The organism is Mesorhizobium yinganensis (genome assembly GCF_040081985.1).
Taxonomy (GTDB): Bacteria; Pseudomonadota; Alphaproteobacteria; order Rhizobiales; family Rhizobiaceae; genus Kumtagia; species Kumtagia yinganensis.
Window position 1 is genome coordinate 1 of record NZ_JBEBMH010000031.1, and the last position, 22,383, is coordinate 22,383.

18 protein-coding genes and 1 pseudogene are annotated in these 22,383 nt (G+C 63.6%); 11 read left to right on the forward strand and 8 right to left on the reverse strand.

Going from position 1 to position 22,383, the window contains the following annotated elements:
* Both ABMA59_RS37355 and ABMA59_RS31030 read right to left on the reverse strand, forming a co-directional pair.
* On the reverse strand, positions 1-194 hold a 194-nt coding region (locus tag ABMA59_RS37355), incomplete at its 3' end, for a transposase (protein WP_425476014.1).
* Between the two features lie 470 nt (positions 195-664).
* Complete coding sequence (locus ABMA59_RS31030) at positions 665-2,422, reverse strand: winged helix-turn-helix domain-containing protein (RefSeq protein ID WP_349009248.1); 1,758 nt, start codon at positions 2,420-2,422, stop codon at positions 665-667.
* A gap of 249 nt (positions 2,423-2,671) precedes the next feature.
* Between ABMA59_RS31030 and ABMA59_RS31035 the strand changes: the two genes are divergently transcribed.
* Both ABMA59_RS31035 and ABMA59_RS31040 read left to right on the forward strand, forming a co-directional pair.
* Entirely contained in the window at positions 2,672-3,058 is a 387-nt protein-coding gene (locus ABMA59_RS31035) for a hypothetical protein (protein ID WP_349009249.1), read from the forward strand.
* 925 nt (positions 3,059-3,983) lie between these two features.
* On the forward strand, positions 3,984-6,341 hold the full coding sequence (locus ABMA59_RS31040; protein ID WP_349009250.1) for a calcium-binding protein: 2,358 nt from the start codon (positions 3,984-3,986) through the stop codon (positions 6,339-6,341).
* A 326-nt stretch (positions 6,342-6,667) separates the two neighbouring features.
* Here ABMA59_RS31040 and ABMA59_RS31045 read toward each other — a convergent pair whose 3' ends face one another.
* The 5 genes from ABMA59_RS31045 to ABMA59_RS31065 form a co-directional block, all read right to left on the reverse strand.
* On the reverse strand, positions 6,668-6,931 hold the full coding sequence (locus tag ABMA59_RS31045; RefSeq protein ID WP_349009251.1) for a hypothetical protein: 264 nt from the start codon (positions 6,929-6,931) through the stop codon (positions 6,668-6,670).
* A 23-nt stretch (positions 6,932-6,954) separates the two neighbouring features.
* A complete protein-coding gene (locus ABMA59_RS31050) occupies positions 6,955-7,164 on the reverse strand; it encodes a hypothetical protein (RefSeq protein ID WP_349009252.1) in 210 nt (69 codons plus the stop codon).
* Positions 7,165-7,937: 773 nt separating this feature from the next.
* The gene (locus ABMA59_RS31055; protein WP_349009253.1) at positions 7,938-9,302 is read right to left on the reverse strand and encodes a calcium-binding protein; all 1,365 of its coding nucleotides are present in this window, start codon (positions 9,300-9,302) and stop codon (positions 7,938-7,940) included.
* A 145-nt stretch (positions 9,303-9,447) separates the two neighbouring features.
* Entirely contained in the window at positions 9,448-9,753 is a 306-nt protein-coding gene (locus ABMA59_RS31060) for a hypothetical protein (RefSeq protein WP_349009254.1), read from the reverse strand.
* A 508-nt stretch (positions 9,754-10,261) separates the two neighbouring features.
* Positions 10,262-10,687, reverse strand: a complete 426-nt coding sequence (locus tag ABMA59_RS31065; RefSeq protein ID WP_349009255.1) for a hypothetical protein — start codon at positions 10,685-10,687, stop codon at positions 10,262-10,264.
* Between ABMA59_RS31065 and ABMA59_RS31070 the strand changes: the two genes are divergently transcribed.
* Entirely contained in the window at positions 10,676-11,194 is a 519-nt protein-coding gene (locus tag ABMA59_RS31070) for a hypothetical protein (protein ID WP_349009256.1), read from the forward strand. The genes ABMA59_RS31065 and ABMA59_RS31070 overlap by 12 nt on opposite strands.
* A gap of 24 nt (positions 11,195-11,218) precedes the next feature.
* Positions 11,219-11,401: pseudogene (locus ABMA59_RS37360) on the forward strand (tyrosine-type recombinase/integrase); the annotation flags it as partial.
* Between the two features lie 294 nt (positions 11,402-11,695).
* Here ABMA59_RS37360 and ABMA59_RS31075 read toward each other — a convergent pair.
* The gene (locus tag ABMA59_RS31075; RefSeq protein WP_349009257.1) at positions 11,696-14,074 is read right to left on the reverse strand and encodes an AAA family ATPase; all 2,379 of its coding nucleotides are present in this window, start codon (positions 14,072-14,074) and stop codon (positions 11,696-11,698) included.
* A gap of 223 nt (positions 14,075-14,297) precedes the next feature.
* Between ABMA59_RS31075 and ABMA59_RS31080 the strand changes: the two genes are divergently transcribed.
* The 7 genes from ABMA59_RS31080 to ABMA59_RS31110 all read left to right on the forward strand — a co-directional run bounded on the left by ABMA59_RS31080 (position 14,298) and on the right by ABMA59_RS31110 (position 22,382).
* Positions 14,298-16,337, forward strand: coding sequence for a hypothetical protein (locus ABMA59_RS31080; RefSeq protein WP_349009258.1), 2,040 nt, complete (start codon positions 14,298-14,300; stop codon positions 16,335-16,337).
* 27 nt (positions 16,338-16,364) lie between these two features.
* Positions 16,365-19,298: a phage tail sheath subtilisin-like domain-containing protein gene (locus ABMA59_RS31085; protein ID WP_349009259.1), complete on the forward strand. Its 2,934-nt coding sequence runs from the start codon at positions 16,365-16,367 to the stop codon at positions 19,296-19,298.
* Between the two features lie 4 nt (positions 19,299-19,302).
* The gene (locus tag ABMA59_RS31090) at positions 19,303-19,956 is read left to right on the forward strand and encodes a phage tail protein (RefSeq protein WP_349009260.1); all 654 of its coding nucleotides are present in this window, start codon (positions 19,303-19,305) and stop codon (positions 19,954-19,956) included.
* Positions 19,957-19,987: 31 nt separating this feature from the next.
* Entirely contained in the window at positions 19,988-20,518 is a 531-nt protein-coding gene (locus ABMA59_RS31095; RefSeq protein WP_349009261.1) for a phage tail protein, read from the forward strand.
* 72 nt (positions 20,519-20,590) lie between these two features.
* A complete protein-coding gene (locus ABMA59_RS31100) occupies positions 20,591-21,415 on the forward strand; it encodes a hypothetical protein (RefSeq protein ID WP_349009262.1) in 825 nt (274 codons plus the stop codon).
* A gap of 2 nt (positions 21,416-21,417) precedes the next feature.
* Positions 21,418-21,618 (forward strand): hypothetical protein, encoded by a 201-nt coding sequence (locus ABMA59_RS31105; protein WP_349009263.1) that lies wholly within the window; start codon positions 21,418-21,420, stop codon positions 21,616-21,618.
* A 2-nt stretch (positions 21,619-21,620) separates the two neighbouring features.
* Complete coding sequence (locus ABMA59_RS31110) at positions 21,621-22,382, forward strand: CIS tube protein (RefSeq protein ID WP_349009264.1); 762 nt, start codon at positions 21,621-21,623, stop codon at positions 22,380-22,382.
* The last annotated feature ends 1 nt before the right edge of the window (position 22,383 follow it).

The window sequence follows — 22,383 nt, forward strand, 5'->3', positions numbered from 1 at the left end:
TCGGGAAGATGTCGCCACTGCGCACCCGTGCGCCCCATCCAAATCATGCCTTCGAAGTAGAGCCGGTTGTCTTGTGCCGGCCGACACCCGCGTCCGCGCTCAGGCGGCAGCAAAGGCCCGATCAGCGCCCATTCCTCGTCCGTCAGTCCAACGCGTTCGCCCAAGGCTCCCTCCAAAAAGAAGCCTTGAATCAAAACCGGATTCCTCAGTCAACGTTTGTCCACGAGCGCTAAGTCGCTATGACCAACGCGCCGTCAACACTCGATCCCAAATCGATCGCCTCCAGGGTAACCCATTTGTGGCAAACCCGGTTATGAACTGTTGTCTGCGGCTGGCTTTTAGATGATACGCGCTCCCGCATGTCGAGGTAATTGGGATCACGGGACGACGGCTGACTGCGGTCATCCTGATCAACGGACACCGAATTTTTCTAGGACTTCGTATTTTCTCGCTGTTCCTATCGAATCGACATCCGCCGGTCGTGGGGGCAGGGAAATCAGCGATGGATCCCGATCGTCGGTTGCTCGTGTTCGAAGAGTCAAAGTTGCCGACCCTGGCACGGCGTGATTGTCGTCGTGCTAGGACCGGTTGCTGCGTGTTACTACGCAAGCATGGCCTTCATCTCGGCGACCTGAGGAGTGATCCCCGGATCATGTCCAGCACACTAATTCGACGCCGCCTGCGCCCGCTTCTCGTCGCATTGCTTGAGTCGATACAAACCAGTATTGGCCGCAGCCTGCGCCGCGGTCATGCAGACTGGTAGCGCCGCCTTGGCGGCTGCTTCGGGGAGCAGGGTCTCGTCCGAAAAATTTTGGTAGGGGAACATGCTCTCTGCGGTCCAGTCGGGATTCATCCGCAGCGCCTTGGCGGCGGCGTCGGCCGCCTCCTGCTGCTTGCCGAGCTGTGCGGCGCTCATGGCCAGATACGCGGCCTGGTTGGGCGATTCTCCCAGATGCTTCGCCGCTGCATAAGCCTGGTCGAAACGGCGCGCCGCGAACCAGGTCTGCGTGATCGGGAAGTTCCACCAGGACGGATAGCGCGGGTTGTGCGTCAGCGTTCTTTCGATCAGCTCAGCGGCGCGTTCCGTCTGCCAGCCGCCCAAGCCCCAGGCGACCACCATGCGCACGTCGAGGTTGGTGGGGGCGACCTGCAGCGCCTGTTCCCGGTAGCGCTCCGCCCGCTCCTCATCATCCCCGTGAACCACTGCCATCATGGCGTTCACCATGGCGTCATTCGGATCGAGCGAAAACGCCTTTTCCGTGTAGTTCCGTTCCGCGTCTTTCCATGCAGGAAAGTCGATAGCCGCACCGAGGTCCATCTCGACGGAATAGGCGACCCCCATGTCGCGCACGAGCGGCATGAAATCAGGCGCCAGCTTCAACCCCTTCTCGAACCAAGCACGGGCCTCGACAAGGCCCTGCGGACTCATTCTGTGTTTTGCCCCGACGCCGAGCAGCCAGGAGTCATAGGCGTCGAGATCCGCATTGTTCTTGCGTCGCGCGATTGCGCGCTCAGCTTCGGTCACCGTTCCCTGATAGCCCGTCAGCGTCGCCGCGATCTTCTCCGTGATTTCGTCCTGCACCGTGAGCAGTTCGGCTGCCGGTCGGTCGTAGCGCTCCGACCATAAATGCGTGCCCGTCTCCGCATTGATGAGCTGCGCCGTCACCCGCATCCGCTCTCCGTCGACCTGTAAGCTGCCTTCAACAAAGTATTTGACGTTGAGCGCCCTGCCGATCTCGCGCATGTCGTCCGCCTTGTCGCGATAAGCCTCAGTCGATGTGCGGGCGATCACCGGAATGTCACGGAACCTGGCAAGGTCGGTGATGATGTCCTCGGTTATGCCGTCGGCGAATCTGTCCCAACGCGCGTCGCCATTCATGTTATCGAACGGCAGCACGGCGATGGCAGGTGGCTCTGCTCCGGACTTTGTCACCGGCAGGAAGTAAGCTGCTGCAGCGGCCCCGGCGATCGCGAGCCCCGCGACGATGCCCAGCCAGGATTTCCGGTGGAATGCGAGGGCGCGGAGGTTGACGGCAGGCTTTCCGTAAACGGCCGCGTCGCCTTCTGCGGCAGCCTTGTTCTCGATGGCCCTGGGGCCCTCGACGGATGTTGCGGCCTCGAGCAGGTAGCCCCGCTTCACCAGCGTCTTGACGATCTCGTGCTTCTCGTCGCCGAGGGCTTTGCGGATCTCGGTGATGCACTGCACCAGGCTGTCGTCGGTAACGGCGATGTTTCCCCACACGGCCTGCATGAGCGCGTCCTTGGAGATGATCTCGCCGGGTCTCGCGGCGAGCATCTTCAGCACCTCCGCTGACTGCGGCCGGATAGTGACGACGTGCCCGGCCGCATCCATCACCGACCCGCGCCCAACGTCGACCATGCGACCGTTGAGGCGAAGCGACTTCAGCGCCGGGCTGTCCATCGGAAGGATCCCCCCAGGGCCGAGGCCGTTCAGGGCATCGGCCAACCAAATTACCTCGAACCCCACCGTTGCGCCACCATTTGCAACGCTTTTCCGTCCGGAATCGGCAAGCTTTCGTCCGATTTCGTCTGCCGATCGTGTCGTTCACGTTGCGAAAGAGAGGGTCGGGCTCAAGATGTCTGCTGTCCGCATCAATCGGACGCAATAGCGTGCCGCGAGGCTGGCGCCCAACTGGAGGAGAAAACAGCAATGATCAGGTTACTTGCGCTATCCCTGTTGGCGGGCTCCGTGCTGACTGGCGCCTCTGCTGCCGACGTCAAGCTGGCGCCGGGCAGCGCCTACAGCGTCCATCTCGCCGACGTCGACGGCGTCGTCTACTACTCGATCGATAAGGACGGATACCGGGTTGTCGCAACCCTGGCATCCGGCGTGGATAACCTGCCGGTAAGGGTGGTCTCCACGCTCACGCCTGGACAGCGGATGAGCCTCTCGGTGCCAGGAGCGCTCGGCGAGCCGGCGTTGGATGTCGAGATCCTGCACGACGGTCATTCGCTTGTCGTCAGCGATCCAGCGTCCGAGACAAAGGACGCGGTGAGCAAGTTCGGCAATGGCGCACCACAATTGCCCCCAAGCTGACCGTGTGGTTCACGCCTTTCGCCACTGCGGCCGAAGGAAACGTCAGCCGACGGCATGCAGGCTGGTCTAGGACGCCAGCCCACGCGGAGCTTTTTCCCATATCACTGTGAAATCCACTACCGTGAAGCAGGGGCCTGGTTGCCAGGACTGCGAACTTGATCGCGGCCACACCTTCTCGCCCGGCGCCTCGAAGACCTGGCGGACGATGTCCTTGGGGCCAAGACCGACGCCGCAAGTGTTGGTGTCGTCTTCCCAGACGACGACCTGGCGCCCACCCCGATGACTTCGATCTGTGCATTGCTTTGACCCGATAGTGCTCCCGCGAAAGGATCGAGGATGGTATTGGTAGCATTCGCCTGGACAGCGCTGCTCCAAAGCGTCGATGTGTTTGGCATGCCTCGTCCCCCAAGCAACGGCCGCCGATTTTGGCAGCACCCCAAGCCAGAAGTATTTCAAGTTCGGATGGCTAGGAAGCCACAGGCCGCAACCCGCCCAGCGTCGACTGGTCGCCTGCGTCACCCCCCAAATGCCGCAAGGATGACTGTCTTGCGACGTTGTTCCGAGCCCGGACCTCGTCCGCCTTGTTCGGCATGTATCCCACTGTCATTTGGGCTACCCCACTTTCGCTAGACTTTGTTGCCATCGTGCCATTGTCGGGCTAACCTCCGACATTGGATTTGTCAGCAACATCATCGCAGCGATGAGCGTGACAACAGAATAACATCCCGACAACCGTTGCCGCGCCGCAAGCTGACCGAAAGGTTACAGGGGAAATGCCATGGCAACATTCGTCGTGTCCAATACCAATTCTTCTGGTGCAGGGAGCCTCGCCGCTGCGATCCTCCAAGCTGAAGCATCGACTAATGCAGACAGAATTACTTTCTCGGCTGGCCTGGGAACAATCGTCACACCGAACCTCTTCACGTTGACGACCAAGATCACATTTGACGGCGACCTGAACAATGACGGCATCGCCGACGTCACGCTGTCTGCCGATACAGATGGCAACGGTCTAGGCAACCATACGCTTTTCCAGATCGATCCGACCGGCGACGTGGCGTTTGACGGCCTCAACCTGACAGAAGGGTCGGGTCAAGGCTTCACAAATGCCCCCACCGCCGGGGCCATCGTAAATTTTGGTAAGGCCTCGATCGTCAACTCCCTGCTCGCAGCCAACGTTGGGGAAGGCCGTGACCAGGTTGCCGCTGGTGCCGGACAGGACGGCGCCGATGGTGGCTGGGCGGCGGGTGCCATCTTCAACGCTGGAACGCTCTCGCTGTCCTTCACGACGTTCCAGGACAATGAGGGGCGTGGTGGCGACGGAGGAACCGGGGGCGCAGGCTCCAATGGCGGCGATTTTGGGGGCGATGGCGGCAAAGGCGGCACGGCCGGTTATGCCTCGGCCCACATCATTAACGCCGCAGGTGCCTCAATGGCACTAAACGTGGTCGACTTTAAAGGCGGGACTGCGGCCAGTGGCAAGGCCGGCAATGGTGGCAACGGTGGAGACGGCATTCTATTTGGCGGCGATGGGGGCGACGGCGGCGCCAATGCCTTTCTCGGTGGGGAGTTCCTGAATTTCGGCTCTGCATCGGGATCGTTCACCACCGACTTAGGGCCTGGCCTCGGTAACTTCGGTCCTTCTCCTGGCGGCCTTGGTGGCACGGGAGTATTGGCGGTCGGCGATCCGGGCTTGCCCGGAAGCGAGGTGCAGCGTGCCTTCTTCGGGATGACAGTCGGGACGGATGGCAACGACCTCAGGATCGGCCTGAGTGGCAAGGACTTAATCATCGGACTGGACGGCGCCGATCGACTGTTCGGCCGCAACGACAATGATGACCTTAGCGGTGACAGCGGCAATGATACTTTGGATGGAGGTGCAGGTAATGACGCGCTTCTCGGGGGCGCAGGCGATGATACGCTGATCGTCTCGACGGGCGCCGACACCTATCTAGGGGGCGCCAATACCGATGAGTTGGATTTCAGCGCGATCACCAAGGGTGTGTCGATCGATCTTGCTACGACCACCGCGCAAACGATTTTTGGCGGCAGCGTCGATCTGTCTCTGGACATCGAAAATGTTCGCGGAACCGATTTCGGCGACACGCTGACCGGAAGCGGAGTTGCCAACCGTCTTGACGGAGGCGGCGGCAACGACACGCTCGCAGGCGAGGCAGGCGACGACATCTACATCGTTGATGTGGTTGGCGACGTAGTGACCGAGGCATTCGGCGATGGCGTCGCCGACCGCGCAATGGCGCGGTCGAACTATGCATTAGCGGCGGGAGTCGACATCGAACTGCTAACGACGGTGTCGTCGACTGCTGCCACCGCGATCAATCTGACTGGAAATGCGCTTCATCAGGAAATCACCGGCAATGCCGGGAGAAACACGCTGAAGGACGGTGGCGGCGCGGCCGATCAACTGCGCGGACTAGGCGGCAACGACACCTATCTGGTCTACGCAGGTGGAACGAGCGTCATCGAGGGGTCCACCGGCGGTGCCGACAAGGTTTTGGCGGCCGTCGATTTCACGCTCGCCGCAGGCCAGTATGTCGAGGCGCTGGCAACCACCAACGGCTCCGGCACCTCGGCTATCGACCTCACCGGCAACGCGCTACACCAGACCATCACTGGAAATGCCGGGGTGAACATCCTGAGCGACGGTGGTGCCGGCAATGCCGACACGATGATCGGGCTTAGCGACAACGACACCTACCGGGTCTACAATGGCGGCGACGTGATTCAGGAGACGGCAAGCCAGGGCGCCGCCGACAGGGTGATGGCAGCGGTGGACTATCGGCTGGGCGCAGGGGTTCACGTCGAACTCCTCAGCACGAATGGCTCGTCGGGCAAATCGGGCATCGATCTCACCGGTAACGAGTTTGCACAGGAGATTGTCGGCAACGCCGGCGACAACCGACTGGAAGGCCGCGAGGGCAACGACACAATGCGCGGCCTCGGCGGCAACGACACCTTCGTCTTCAACACAAAACTCGGCGCGTCGAACATCGACACGATTATCGACTTCAACGTCGCGGACGACCGTATTCTCCTCTCGGATGCGATCTTCACCAAACTGAACACCGGCGTGATGCTGTCAGGTTACTTCCGCGCCAACACGACCGGGGTGGCGCAGGATGCCAACGACCACGTCATTTACGAGACCGACACGGGAAAGCTGTTCTACGACGCTGACGGCCTCGGAGGCGCGGCCGGAATTCAGTTTGCCAAGATCGGCATCGGCCTGGCGCTCACCAACTTGGACTTCCACGTCGCATAGTCATGGCAATTATGACATCACCGAAAATCCCTCGGCTTGACCTTGATGATGTCTATGTGGAGGTCGGGGATGTAGATATCGCGGGCCTTCGTCCCCTTCGGCGGCAACGTTCGTGGATCGAGGCCAGGGCTGCCGTTATGGAATTCGTCGCCGCGGCCATGCGGTAGCGGGAAGGCGGCATCCCGGCTGCCAATACTGGCCAGTTCGGCAGACAGATCGGTGCGTTGGTGCGCAACGACATGCGGGTGTCTTTTTATGTGAATTTGCCTGCCGTCGTCGGCCAGAGCGTCAGCTACCTATCGGATAACGGTCAAGCCCGGCCGTCCTTATTTCGGAAGACATTCTACGTTGTAGGCGATGATGATCTGTGCGGGGTCAGCACCACCTGTGCTTTTCAAGTCTTCCAGGCCCGTTCTTAGCTTTTCCCCTGCCTCCTTAAGGCTACCCTCAAGTTTCGCTTTGGCGGCCATGCACCGCTCTTCGTTTGAAAATTCTTGGAAAACAACCGTGGGGACGAGCCGCCATTCTGCCCGATCGTTTGTGGCGGCTGGATCGACCGAATACGAGAAGACATACATCAGAATCCACATTGGCATGCTCCAATCGCGGTCCCCTACAAGCCTTGCGCCCCAAGGAACGCTTCGATTTGCGCCTCGGTCGCTGAAAACGGCAGTGGGCACCTACCGAACACAACGTCGCCCGCGCGGTTTCGCACCATGTAGCCGCCGTATCCGTTGCCGACTTCAAGAAGGAAGCCGCCGGCATCAAGCCTAAACCGCACTGCATCCTCGCGCGGCTCCTCGCGAAGCAGTTTCTTGCCCATGGTGACCCCCTCTCTGTCCCCCGACAGCCGAGATTGCCCCTTGGCCGAGGGCGGCGCAAGGCAAAATCCGGGGCTTCGATCAGGGCGGGGGTAGGGCTGAAAATCGCTAATCCGGCAGGGGACCGGCGCCCCTATCGACAATTTGCGAACGGACGCACTGGGGGTCGATGGTCCGCTGGGTTTCAGCATTCCAGCGCCCCGCATCGACCAGCAGTCACCTCCTGCCTACGCAGCGCGTCCGAGGGCCGTCCAGGCCGTGGAGTACGAGCGCAGAGGGCCCCTGTGCCCACTTCTAAGGCAGTGCGCGCGGGGAGGCGCAGATAGCTGGCTTTCCGGGCACCAGCTTCCTGCTATTGATTGGCGGGACTGATGGGTGCCGACCTCCTTTAGGTGCTTCGGTAGAAGGAAGTCGACGATCGCGAAAACCAAGGGCGCCAGTCCGGTCAAGGGAAAAAGGATGCAGACCGTAAGGGCCATGATCAAGATCGCGATCGGGACCTGGAATTTGCGTGGGTATGCCCGCCCTTGCCTGGCATCAAGGCGTGCTTGCGCGAATGAATTCCTAGATGAGGTCATGACCGGCATGCGTGAATTGAAGGGCAGCGTCTCGAGGCTTCACCAGCGCATAGACCAAATTCTTCACGACAAAGGGCGGGGGAAAACTGTTTATCGCCGTTGGCGCATTGTTGGCCTGACGATAGGATCTTCTGTAGGCGAAACTTGGCCCCGCTGGCTCCGGCCGGCGGGGCTTTTTGTATTCGCAGGAGCTTCAGCTAGATCACAACGAAATCGGCCGCAGTCAGTTTCAAGCCTGCATCCAAAACGGCGAACTGTACTCTTGCCGCAGTACCCGTACCGTCGGCGTCATAGAAAAGATTACCCGTGTCGGTCTCGAAGATGATGCGGTCGGTGGTATCACCCGCCAAACCAGTGGTATTGGCCCGGAACGCTGACGCTGCAAGAGTGCCGGTCGCAGTGAGCGCCTTGAACACGGCATTCTCCAGCCGGATCGTGTCGTCGACAGGCTGGAAGTCGGTGATCGTGTCAATATTTCCAGCGCCGAGTGCAGACGAAAATACGAAATAATCCTTGCCGGCGAGGCCCGTCATCGTGTCATTGCCGCCCTTGCCATCGATGATGTTCGATCCGGCATTCCCCGTGAATTTCTGCCCAACCTCATTCCCGGTGAAATCGATCGCGGCTGTGGCAGTCGAGCTGTTTGTGGTCAGTTGCTCGATATAGACGCCGGCAGACAGCTTATAGTCCGTTGAGGATATGATCCTGTCGGCCGTGCCCTGGGAAGACGATTCAACAATCACCGCGCCGGAATTGTAAACTCGGTACGTGTCGTTCCCGCCTAGACCTGCCAGTTTGTCAGCGGCGCCAACGCCACCTTCGTTGAGGATATTAGCCCCGGCGTTCCCGGTAACATCCTGCTTCAGCGCGTTGCCGGTCAGATCGATCGCAGCCGTTCCTATCGAACTCGCGGTCGCCATGAACTCGACGTAGACGCCAGACTTGAGCCCATAGTCTACCGATGCCGTAAGGCGGTCGGCGGTGCCCTCCGATGCCCCCTCGAGGATGACATCGGCAATATTGTCCACGATGTAGGTGTCGCTGTCCGACCCACCGATCAGTGTGTCAACACCGACGCCTCCATCGAGGCGATCGGCTCCGCTGTCGCCGCGCAGCGTGTCGTTTCCATTTCCGCCCATCAGGCGATCTGAGCCGACGCCACCCTTGATGACGTCGTTTCCACCGAACCCGTAGAGCACATCCGGTCCGGCTGTCCCGGTGATTGTGTCGGTACCAGCGAGAGCGATGCTGAGCAGGCCAAGTGTGTTGTTTGCATACGCATAGTCAGCAATCGTCGTCGCCGGGACATCGTTCAAGCCGGTGATTTTGATGACGGTCGCACCATTGGCCACAAATGACGCAGATGTCACGACGCCGCTTTTTGGCTCTCCGTCGGAATAGTAGGTAAGGCCTCGCCCTTGAAACAGCGTGTAGTTGGACGCATTGTCGTAGAACTTTGCGGACGTGCTCTTCAGCGATGCGTATTGATAGTTGAATATATTGGCGATTTCGATCGCCTCAAAATCCAGCACATATACATTGCCGCCGGTGACGGTTGCCATGATAGTTTCCCCTGCCTCTAAGCCCGGATCGGTGCTATGCCAAGTTTGGTCGATTTGCAATTGAGATAAAGATCGCTGCCTGCACGCTTGCGGCGCTTCTTCAAGCTAAAACGTTTTTATGCCGCGTTGCTCAAGCCTGTGCCGACTATTTCGCGGTACGCCAAGGAGACCATGGTGTTGCAGTGGCAAACCGCACTGTGGCACTTGCCCCGACGGATCTCTTTGCTTCTCCGGCCATAATCGCTACGCAACGGGGGCACGTAACGCCGGCATTCCCAAAACTGGCCTCGCCGGTCGGCACCTCTCCATCGCCGCAGCGCGGCCACAACAGGCGACCTTCGTCCAGCGTTTCCGACCCTTCGACGGCATGAGTAATGCCCTCCCGGTCGGTCCAGCGAATGCCGACGCCATAGACCTTCGTGACTTCATTAGGGGTGATATGGGTATTCATGACCATCTCCCGTCACATGAATTGTGGTGGCCCGCCGAGGTCGGAAACCCCATACCGCCCTCCCTCGGCGAGCGTTCAATTCCCGATTTGGTACATCGGTGCCAGCAAGTGGCCTGGCAACTAAGCACGAAGCACGTGCCGTGCCAGTCAGTTGCGTTGCGCTGTGCATCGAAGCGGGATGGGTCTCACGGACGGAGCGTCGGGAATCTCTTTGACGCGTCAAGCTTGTTGGAGAGCGTAGCGCGTCACTACGCGAGGATGAGACCCACCGCCGCCGTTGCCACGACTACCACGAACAGCGTGATGACAAGCCGACCCACGGACCAATGTCGGGCTCGTGTTCGGGTGGGTGCTTGTCCCAGCCGGAGACCATGTCAATGGCAGTGGACGGTTCCGGTGCTGTTGTTCATATGGCAGCATTGACCGGGCGGCGAACTCTTGCGGCATCCCCCGCCGTGGGCCGCCGAGGCAGCGGTCTGCGCCAATGTCAGCAGCAGTGCGAGCCCGATTAAACGCATGTCACCTTTTCGCGCGCCATTGTGACCAGCCCAGCCGCGACGATCACCGCTGCACCGGCGACCGAGATCGGGTCGATTGTCTGGTTAAAAAACATGTAGCCGAACAGAATGCCCCAAGGCAGCGCGGTATAGTTGAAAGGTTGGAGGATGCTTGCCGGGGCGTTCGCCAGCGCCACCATGATGAGGCCAAGGTCGTCCCCTTCAGGAAGGGCGCGCCATCCAAGTCGGTCGCCCATCCCTACCTGGTGCTGAAGAAGACCAAGGACTGGAAGGCGCTCGAACCGAAGACGCAAAGCCACTACAGCCAAATCATTGAGACCCGCATTTTGGACGCCAAGATACTCGGCAAGCTTTTTGGTTTCGCGCCCTTCGCCGAGGTCCAGAGGAAGCATATCCTCGCCGTCTTGAACCTGCATGCCGACGAGCCGTTTGAGGAGCGCATCACGCTCATCTGCATGCGGAAATTGACGCTGGTCGCCATGGACGAGGGGTGGCGCACCGACGACCCCTGCTGCCGCATCAGGCGTAATCCGCCCACCGATGGGCACAAGGCGTGGCCGCTGAAAGCCTTGGAAGCCTTCGAGAAGCATTGGCCCATCGGGACGCCGCAGCGCACCGCTTATGCGGTGGCGCCCTGGATGGGCAATCGCTGCTCCGACGTCGCCCGGCTCAAATGGTCCGACCTGACCCGGAAGGAGATCGTCATCGACGGTGAAATCGTCACGGTCGACGGCTTCGAGTTCGTGGAGCACAAGGGCCGGAAGCGCCATCCAACGAAGTTCTTCCTGCCGCTGACGCCGATGCTGGAGGCCGAGTTGGAGGGGGTCGACCGCTCGACCACCTACGTCGTCAACAACACCGGCAACCGGCGCAGCGGCGGCTGCTACACCGACCACTCGCTTAGCCGGGGCGTGTCGCTTTGAGCGAAGGAAGCGGGCTGCGGCAACGGCTGTACGGCGCATGAGCTCCGCAAGGGTCTCGGGACGAAGCTGGCCGAGGCCGACGCCTAGACCCGCCAGTTGATGGACGTTTTGGGGCACAGCAACATCGCCCATGCCGAACTCTACTCCCGCGAGGCTTCGCAGGTCCGCCTAGCGGTCAAGGGCATGGAAAAGGTCGCCAAGGTCGAGATGGCGCGGCGGGCCGTGCGAAGCTGGCTGCCGCAAACTAGTCCCCTTGGGACACTAGACTTGGGACCACTTGGGACGCTTGCCCATTTTTTTGGAGTTACTATCGCGTTCAGCTACGAAACGTTCTTGTCAAGCATAGTCTTTTCACCTAACAGTTGGTGCCTGTGCAGAGGCACCTTCCAATCTGGAGGAGCCGTAGCAGAAGCTTACCGACGCCATTTCCCGGACGAAGACCCTCTATTTCCAGACAATCGTCCCGTTCACTTAAGCGGAATTTTGCGACACAACCATATGTCAGTCGATCTCGACTTCTAGCACGAGCGAGGGCTTCACGGGTTGTTCATGGCTGGACCAGAACCGTTGCAGCATCTCGAAATCGTGGCTTTCCTGTAGGCGCAGGGTTAGCGGCCGGACACCGGCAGCGATGCTCGGTGGCCGGGAAAGAAAGGCGTGGACGACGCCCAGGATTTCCAGTTCCTCCTCGGGGCGCTGGCACCAGGCCGACAGGACGAAGCCCAGGCGCAGTCCTTCGCCATCCTTCGTACCGCCGCGGCGGCCGGCCAGCCGGTACATTGCTAGCGACAGTGCCGGACGCTGGCCCGAGAGCGCCTTTTCGGTGGGAGCGCCTTCCTGAATATGTATCTCTTTGAGGAACACCGAGCGAAGGTGTCCGTCCAGTGCCTCTTTGAGCGCGCGCGCCGCGCCACGCAATACCGCGCCGCGGTCTTCCGCCACGCCGGCATCTGATGGATCGCGGGAGAGGCGGCCCATCTCGTACAGTTCCAGCCGGACCGCAGCCTCCAGAAGCGCCTGGCCGATCGGCACCCCGCGCTGGTCGGCGAGGAATACGGCCTTCAGGGCGGCGTTCCGGATCTCGCCTCCCGAGAGTTGATGCGCCGCACCGAGCGCAGCTAAATCAACCCCCGCGACGGCGCCAAGCATCCTGGCCCAAATCTGGTGTCGCTCGCCTGCGTCAGGGAGTGGGAACTCGGTGCGGAAGCGGAACCGCCGCATCAGCGCCTCGTCCATCCCCTGCATCAGATTTGTCGCAAGGATGATCGGCCCGTCATGTATCTCAATCCGCGGCAGTATATAGCCCAACACCATGTTCGAGAACTGCTCGCCCCCCGATGACGCCTTTTCCACGCGTTTGGAGAACAGCGCGTCAGCCTCGTCAAAGAAGAGGATCGCGCCGGCCTGCTCTGCGTCTATTAGTGTCTCGTCGATGTGTTTCTCAGTTTCGCCCACGTATTTGCTTACCAGTTGCGACAGGTCGACAGAGTAGAAGGGGCGCGAAAGTGCCGCAGCGACGGCCTCGGCCGCGACAGTCTTGCCTGTGCCTGGGCGACCGTGGAACAGGGCGACGGGGCCCCGCGCCATGTCGAGGTGCCGCCGGCCCGGATGTGTCTCGTCGACACGATCGCGCGCCTTGATGAAGTGTACCAGTCGATCCAACCCGGCACGCGCGGTTGGGCGCAAAACCAAGTCGTCGAGCGTCAGGCGTGGTGTCCGCACGACCGCACGCTGAGCTGTCGCCGCGCGAGTGCCGGCGATGAGAGCGTCGAGCGTGCGCTGCGCTTCGTCGGGCATGAGTCCGGGGGAGAGCTGGGCGAGCAATCCCGCCATATCCTCCCGTTCTGTCCGGTGGCGGCTGGCAAGGCTCCCGGCGACGCCGTCGTCGAGCATGACCCCGGCGGACTCCGCTGCAGTCAGCCAGTCGACACGGCGCTGGCTCCAGGCCGGAGGATCGCATCTTAGGTGCGGCAAACCGCAGGGCAGAGGCCGCGATGACAACAACTGCAATGATCCTCCAAAAGCGGCGGCTAGGCGGGCGGCTTCGGCCGCGGCAGCCTGCGCCGTGTCGGACGACAAGGCGCGCAGGTCGACAATCGGGCAGACATCCAGAATGAGACCAAGTCGCCATGCCGCCGCGACGGTCGCAGCGGCTGGCTCGGCGCTTCCCGGCTGAGTCAGGCGAACGTGCATTGCGCGAGTGCCGCCGGGCACATCGGCAATCGCCCGCTTGCCCAGCCCCCCTGATCCGAAGAGGATACGGGCGGGCGGGCGCGGAATTTCATTCCCTCCGCTGCCGTCTTCGCACCGAAGCTCTCCCGCTCCGGCAAGGCCTGTAGCGGGTTCACCGAGAAGCGCCGCAGCGACCTCTTCGGAGAGCGTGAAAGGTTGTCGTAGAGGGGCGTAGCGGCCGGCCGGCGCGACGATCAAACCCGACCGGCGAAGCGCCCCGCCTGAGCGCAGCAGGGCGCCTATTTCACCGCGCCGTGACGGCGCCCGAGAGAGCGCAGCGACGAGCAGCCTTTCGGTCGCAAGTGGTTGATGAGGATCATCCTGCAGAAGCGCGTAAACATTCTGATATCTCGGTTCGACGAAGGGCGCGAGAAGCATCAGGAGGATGTCGCCGGCCCCGGTTGTCCCCATCCCCAGAGCGGTCGAGATACGGGCGAAAACGAGGTCTGGCGCTGTCGGCGCGATCACCTCCGACGGACCTGCGGCAAACAGCGCCTCGGTTCGCGGACGAATGAGGTTCCGGACCCCCTCCCAGCCCGCCGATCCGTCCCCTGCAAGAAGCGCCGCGCGACGCTCCTCCGCCGCGACCAGTGACTCAAGACGGCGGTCGAGACGAATGAGCGCTTCGGCAAGGGCATGCGAAAGCATTGGATCGAAATCCTGTGTATTGTTGAACCAAGAATCTCAATCCGACACGGTCTGTCAAATGGAAGATGCACTTGACAAGTTTGCGAACCTGTCCCCAAGATTGTTGACGTTGGGTAACTAAGGATCGCGCCTAGTTCGAGCCTGTCCTTCGTGGGCATGCTTTGACTTCAGATCGGCGGGGTTCCCTCCTTAATTTGTGATGCGCCCAGTGAAGGCCGCCGCGATGCTGGCAGACGTCTTGAATGCCACGATCTGGCGTTGTCGAGTAGCCATTCGACTGGCCCATGCTCCGACGTTTGCTGGGCATGGACTCGCCGATGCGAACTACCGGCCAAGCGGGCTCCCGTACGTGTCCGTCGTGGGTCCGCTGAACCTGGAAGTCGAACCCGATCGTGACCTTCCCAACAACGCCTTCATCTTCGCACAGACGCCGGGCTACCTGGCCGGAGTCGGTGGTATGGCAGCGCGACAGGTGCCGAATGGCGGGCAGCTCCACCTGACGCTGGATGGGGACGCGGAAATAACAGTTCCGGTAAACTTCGGCGTCGATGCCGGGGCCAGCTTCGCCGATCCTGTCGCCCGTCGCGTCGCCCGGGTCGTGACCGCCGCCATCGCAGCTCGCGTCGCCGCCGGAGACGCCCGGGTGAATGGCCAACAGGTAACCGATCCCGATCGCTTGGTAGACCTGGCACGCGCCGCACTGCGCTGGGAATCGGGGCGCCAAAGGTTCCTTCTGATTTCAGGCCGGAGGGCCGTCATTGGCCAGGCCGAACGGCTCGCTGGCACCGCGCCTTCGTCCGCCGCCGTGCGCACCGGGCCCCAGGATCTGTCGGCCTCCCTTGGGTTGCGCGGCGACAGCGTGCTGACGGTGCCGTCGCGCATCGCACGGCACCGCGTCAGCCAGCCGACAGCCGTCGCGGTTGACCTGCGTCTGGACCTTTGGGCCGGGACACAGCAGCACCTGGCGGAGATGCTGGAACGCTGGGCGATGTTGACCCCGACGCGAGGACTGCTGCTGACATGTCCAGGCATGCTGCGCGACGATTTGGCGCGCGGCGCGGTCGACTTGCGACTGGCCACCGGAGTCTGGCCCGCGGAGACGTGGACGCTGGCGATAATGGACGCGGCGGCTGGGTTCGAGGATCGGATCTCGGGCCGCGCGCCGGATCTCGCCAATGGTGCCGCGCTGGTCGGCGGTCGGCTGGTGCTGGGCGCGAACGCAACAGCGACGATGAGTGTCTGGGACGCACCTGCCCTGCCCCCGCCGGACCGGCCAGATCATCCCGCGCCATCGGGCTACGCGCTGACAGTCGAACTTCAGACCGACGGCGCGCCGCAAAACGGCGAGACTGTACGCGTAGCCTCTCTGGCAACCGATGCGGGGGAGGCGTTGTCGCTGACACTGATGACACGAAGCCGGGCGGGCCGGGATGAGACGGTCCTGCAGATCCGCGCGGCCCACACGACGGGCAATTTTGCGCCCCGGGATTTCCTGATGGCCCCGGCGCAGCTTGCGGCTGGAGTTTCGATACACGCGGTGCTTGAGGCGCCGTCGGGGCGCATCTCGGCCTATGCCGACGGCGTCGCCCTGCCGCTGGACGATGCCGCCCCTCCGGCCGCCCGCATCGAGGGCGTTCCCCTTGGCGACGAGGACATGCCGCTCACGTTCGGGCGGGCCGGAAACGACCGTGAGATCCGCATCCTGCGCGCCGAGCTCCTTGGCCGTCCGCTAGGGCCGGTCGATCCCCGGCTGGCGCTGACCGGGGCCACGGCCGCGCGTTGGGCCGTCGGCGATCCGATCGGCATCGCATCGAGCTATGACGCGCGAGAGGCGACCGAGACGTTCAACGCGGTCGTAATAGCGGTCGAGGGTGACCGGCTGGTGCTGGACCGGCCGCTGCCCCGTCGCTTCGGTCGAGCGCGGTCGGTCGTCTACAAGCGGTCGCTATTCTTCGCCCAGCGCCAGTGGCGGCGGAGCGACGACCTGATGAACCGGATGTTCCGGTTGTCGGCCGAGTACCGGGTCTCGGCCTTCCTCGACGATCGCCTGCCCTCGACCACCGCGCCGATCGTGGAGTCTACCGACGTGCAACTGCGCGACATGGCCAGGACGCTAGCCGCGCAGCGTGCCGCAGCCGAGGGAGAGGAACCGCCCCCGCCTGCGCTGCCGCCGCGTGCCAGGACGCCGGGCGTCTATCCAGAAATCATCACCGCGCCGCCGTATCCGCCGCGCGCTCCGGATACGGAGACCGAAGAGGCCTGATCACACCGAGCTCAAGGAGTTGCTGCCATGAATGCCCGACTGACACCTGGGGTCTACATCGACGAAGTCTCGGGCGGCGTGCGCCCGATCGAGGGGGTCGGTACGTCGACCACCGGCTTCATCGGCGAGGCAGCGCGGGGTATCCCCAACCGCCCGACCTTCGTCAACAACTTCGGTGCGTTCCAGCGTGAGTTCGGCAATCACCTGCGGGGCGAGGCGGGATATCTCGCCCATGCCGTGTCCTCATTCTTCGAGGCAGGCGGCAAGCGCGCAGTCGTGATTCGAGTGCTGCCGGCCACGGCGACCAGCGGCCAGTCGGCGCCAATTCCGGCTCGCGGCGCCGACGTGTGGGGATTGGACCGGAATGTCCTCCGTCTCCGGGCGCGCGGCGAAGGCGTCTGGGCCGACAGCGTGCGGATCTATATCACCCGCTCGACAGTTTTCACCGAGGCGACCTTCGGCGTCCGCGTCGACTGGGTCGAGGCCGGGCGGAGCCGTACGGTCGAGACCTTCGATGCCCTGCGCATGGACCCCGAACACGAGGACTACGCCGTCCGGGTGATCAACGACCGCTCACGCTTTCTCGAGGCAGACGACCTGCTGCAGGCCGAACTGGACCTCCCGGTCCGCACGGTTCCGCCGCTGCCCGAGGCGGCGGCGCGGCTCGACCTGGCAGCGCCTTCAGGCACGTTCAACGTGGTGGAGCGCGCGACGCTCGACTTCCGTTGGCGGGACGAACTGTCGGGGGCTGCCGATGCGACCGGGCGCCTGGTCTTTCCCGATACCGATGCGGCGCTCAGTGCCGACGAGATGGCGCGGCTGCTGATCCCGGCCCTTGGCGCACGGTTCCGCGTGCTGGGGCCGGTCGAGCCCGCAGCGCTGGATTCGGCGGCGGGGCCCTTTGACGTGAGCGGCGCCGCTGGGCTCACGCTGACGATTGACGGCGTCGCCGTCGCGTTGACGTTCCAAATGCCCTCGGCCGCGTCGGTCGGCTTGGGCGCCGGCCCCTTCGTGGGCGTGGGCGCCGGGACGCAGCTCGACATCACAGTCGATGGCGTGGCGCTCAGTTACACGCTGGTCGCGGGCGACGCGGCCGGCCCGGATTCGACGCGGCAGGAGCTGAGGGCGGTTGTCGACAGGGAGTTCGCCGGCGTTTCGAGTTCGCTCACTGGAGGCGTCCTGACGATCAGCAGCGCGACCGTTGGCGCGGGGTCATCGCTTTCGGTGACCGGCGCGGCTGCGGCGGCGCTTGGCAATCCGAGCCCGGCCCAGGGTGTCGATGGCGTGGCGGACGCGACCGCCGTGACCGCCGCCGAGGTCGCCGATGCGATTAACGCGGCGCTGGGTGGCACGCCCTACGAGGCTGTCGCCACCGGCGCGGGGCTGAGGATCGTCCAGATCGACATGGCCGACCACACGCTCGCCGTGACCGCGACGACCGCGCCGAGCGCGATCTTCGCGCTTGCCGCCAACGCCAACGGCCCGACTCCAACCGGGCTGACGACCGTCGCGGTCGAACCCGCGGTGGCGACCCGCGCCTACCGGGTCATCCGGCTGCTGGCCGGCCAGGACCAGTTTGATGCCGCGGGCGCTGCGCGGTTGATCACCGTGCGTGTCACGACCGGCGCCGTGCAGAACGAGGTGCAGGTGAACATGGCCGCGGGCGCGCAACTGTCGCCCGCCGAACTGGCCGCCGCTATCCTTGGCGCGAATGGGGCCGAGAACCTGCCAGCGCTGAATGTCGAGGATGCCACCGAGTACCTGACGGTCAGTGCCGGGCCTGCAAGTGCCGGCACGACGGTCGAGATCCTGGTCAACGGCGCCGCCATGTGGCGTGACGAGGCGACGTCAGGCGGCGCGCCAGGCGCGATTGTCGACGATCACGGCGCCGTCGAAATCTCGGTGAGCGAGGCCTTCCTGCCGGGCGTTCCCCGCGTCTCGGGCCCGATCTTTCCTTCGCCCAAGGCACGCGGCCGAACCGAGAATAGTCCTTCTGCCCCGGTGCTCAGGCCAGAGGAGAGCGACGATGACCCGCTGCGCCTGGTCGGCGGCACCGACGGCACCGGCCCGGTGACGGCCGCGCAGTATGCAGGCACTGTCACCCCCACGGGCCGGCGGACCGGGCTTTTGGCCTTTGACGGCGGGCCGATCGCGATGCTGGCGCTACCCGGCCGCACCGATCCCGCCTTCACTTCCGCCGCCATGGCCTGGTCCGATCGCAACGACGTGTTTCTGATCGTCGATGGACCCGGCTCGCTGGCGCGCGATTTCGAGATCGGCGCCGACGATGTGCGGCAATATGCCGAGGGGATGCCCTCGCGGTCAAACAACGCCGCGATGTTCTACCCCTGGGTGCAGGTGCGCGACCCGGTCGGCGTCGGCCGGAACCCGACGCGGTTCATGCCGCCCTCGGGCCATATTGCGGGAATCTACGCCCGGACCGACGTGGCGCGCGGCGTCTGGAAAGCTGGAGCCGGGATCGAAGCGCAGGTCTCGGGTGCGATTGGGCTGCAGGCCCGGCTGATCGATGCCGACCAGGACCTTCTGAATCCGGTCGGCGTGAACTGCCTGCGGCAATTGCCTGGTGCCGGCACTATCGTATGGGGAGCCCGCACGCTCGCCCCAGACCCCGAGTGGCGCTACACCTCGGTCCGACGCATGGCGCTCTTCCTCAAGCGCTCGCTGAAACGCGGCCTGGTCTGGGCGGTCTTCGAGCCGAACGACGAGGAGCTTTGGGAGCAGATACGCATCTCGATCAACGGCTTCATGCTGGGCCTGTTCCAGCAGGGCGCGTTCCAGGGCGGGACGCCGGGCGAGGCCTTCTTGGTGCAATGCGATCGCGAGACCAACCCGCAGGAGCTGATTGACCAGGGCGTGGTGACCGCACGGGTGTCATTCGCGCCGCTAAAGCCTGCGGAGTTCGTCGTGGTCGAACTGTCGCAGAAATCGCTGGTGAGCTGATCCCATGGTCACCGCCCGCCCCCACGACCCATTGCGCAACTTCCAGTTCCGGCTGAAGCTTCTGCCGACTTCTGCGGGGGCTGCGGATGCAGGTCCGGCATCTGACTACATTGCCGGAGTGAAGTCGGTCTCGGGCCTGAGCGTGGCCATCTCCGCGACCGAGGTCTGGTCCGGCGGAAACAACCGGCATCGCTACGCCCAGCCCGACAAGTGTAGCTGGGAGGCCATCACGCTCCAGCAGGGATTGGCGCGAGACACTACTTTGTCGACGTGGGCCGAGGCGGCGGTCAGCTATGCGACGATAGGCGCGCCGCCGCCGGGTGTTCCGGTCAAGCGCAACGTCGTCCTAGACGTCTGGGATCCGTACAAGACAGAACCGCCCGAAGGCGGGACGGACGCTGGCCCAGGCGAGGTTCTCCCTGCCCAGCCGCTCTTCCGTTTCGTCATCCACAATGCCTGGATCAGCCGCTTCGAGGCGATGCCGGGGCTGGACGCGATGGCCAACGAAATCGCGCTGATGTCGGTCGAACTCACCCACGAAGGCTGGCACGGCCTTTCGCTCGACGGCGGCGGATCGTCCAGCAACAGCATTCTTACCGAACCCGGAGCAACCGACCTCTACCAGGAGCCTGGGCCGGATTCACCCATGTTCGCCTGAGGCGGACTGCAACGTCTGAAAGGAATTCGCCATGCCGATCGGCATCCGCTTCGAGGGCAATCGCCGCGATCCCTACCGGAACTTCAACTTCGTGGTGAAGTTCGGCAACACCGAGGTTGCCGCCTGCCGGAAGATGTCTGGGCTCGACGCCACGGTCAACGTCGTCGAGTTCCGTGCAGGCAATTCCATGCACACCAATGTCGAGCGGTCACCGGGCCGGGTCGAGTACCAGGCGGTGACGCTGGAATCCGGAAAAACCAACGACCTCGCCTTCGAGGAATGGGCGAACATGCTGATCACCAACGAGACGCGCACCACGCGGCCGGCCGATCCGGGCTTTCGTCGCGACGTGACGATCGAGGTGCGCGACGTCGATGGCACGCCGGCGCTGAAGTACATCCTCTACAAGGCCTGGGTCACCAAATACACCGCCATCTCGGACCTGGCCGGAGACGGCAACGATACAATTATTGAGACGCTGGAAGTGACCCACGAGGGCTTCGACCGACTGCCGGTTCAGGCCGGCGGTGGCGCGGACGAGGAAGAGGCGGCGGCCGAGTAGGCCCGATCCTGGATTTTGGAGGGGCCGGGCCGAGACCCGGTGCCCGCGCGTCTTTGCCTTCGGGAGTGAATAATGTTTTCGAACGAGAGGCACATTCTGCTGGATAGGGGGCTCACCGATGCCGCCGGCGCGCGCCACCGGCATGCGCGGCTGGCGCCCGTGGACGGGCGCGCCGAGGAGGCGATCGCTTCGCTTGCGGGCCGTCCGGTGAGCGGGCCGCAGAAAGACCGGGTGCTAACCGGCACGCTGGCCGGACTGGGGGGCTATGACACGGTTACGCCGGACCTGGCTGCCGCACTGTCGCGTTCGGATCGCGACCGTCTATTCCTGGAGTTACGAGCGACGCTCTTCGGCGAACGGATCCAGTTGACGACACGCTGCTTGAACCCGGCCTGCAGGGCTGAGGCAGACATCGACCTTACCCTGTCGGAGCTTGTGCCGCCGGCACCGCCCGAGCCGCTCCCCGAAACGGTTGAAGTCGTCCTCCCGGGCGGGACGGTGCGCCTGCGTCCGGTGATCGGCGCCGACGATCCCGAGGCCGAAGAGATCTGGCCCACGCTGGTGACCGAGGGCGACTGGGCGGCGCTGGGGCCAGCCGACCGGCAGCGCGCCGCGCTTGCGCTGGCCGAAGCCGACCCCGGCCCCGCGCTGGGCTTCGCGGTCGGCTGCCCGGAGTGCCACCTGCCGATACCGATCGAGATCGACCCGCTCGAGCTTTTGGCGCGCGAACTGCAGATGGGCGCGCACAGGCTACTGGCCGAGGTGCATTCTCTGGCGTTCCACTACGGCTGGTCCGAGGCCGAGATCCTCGCCCTGCCCCGCAATCGGCGCTGGCGATACCTGGAGCTGATCTCGGCCCAGTTGACCGGGGGCGCCCTGACGGACGGATGGAGGTGACGATGGCGGTCGTCCAGATCGGAATGTCTCGGCGCGATCTGGAATACGAGCTGCAGTGGAAGCTGCGGCGCGCGCCGTCCGATCCCGCACGGCTGCAGGATTTCATGAACGAGCTTCTCGTCCACTTGATCGACATGAACAACCAGGCGATCGCCGCCTCGCTGGCTGATCGCGACCGCAAAGACCTGCCCGAGGGAGGCTGACCATGCCCGTGCGCGCCACCACCTCGGCCCCCAGCCCGCAGTTGCCCAGGCTGGAGCGCGGCAAGCTGATCCGGGTGAACGCCGTCGCCGAGGCGCAGGGCGCGACGGCCGACACAGGCGGTCTGCCTACGGCGGCGCTGGTCTTCCAGTACAACCCATCCACCATCACCCGGTCGCGGACCGGCCGTTGGGAGACCCGTACCAAGCGCAATGAAAAGGTCGCGACCGCGCAGGAGCAGCGCGCCGCCTCGGGCAGCGGATCGGCCAATCTCCTGGCAGAATCCGAGACGATCTCGCTGAAGGTGACCTTCGACGCGACAGAGATGATCCTGAACGGCGAGGCGAAGGACGGCATCCTGCCGGAACTTGCGTTCCTGGAAAGCGCCTCGCTGGGCAAGATACAGGAGCGGCGCAAGCAGGGCGGTGACGGTTCGGCCGCACGAACGGTGCGGCCGGACGAGATGCTGCTGGTGCTTGGACCGCGGCGGGCCTTCCCGGTGGTGATGACCGGGCTGACCATTACCGAGCAAAAGTTCGCACCCGACCTGACGCCCATCCGGGCCGAGGTGGACCTGAAGTTCAACGTGCTGGAGCCGGTGGATGTCGCGTACAACACTTGGGTCGCGACCGCCTTCGATCAGATCGTCAGCCGCCGCACCAGCCTGTCGGCGACGGTCGAGGAAGCCGGGACAGTGTCCGACATCCTGTCAAGCGCGGTCGCCGGAGCCGGTTCGGGCATGGGTTCGGATGGGACTGAGATCTGAC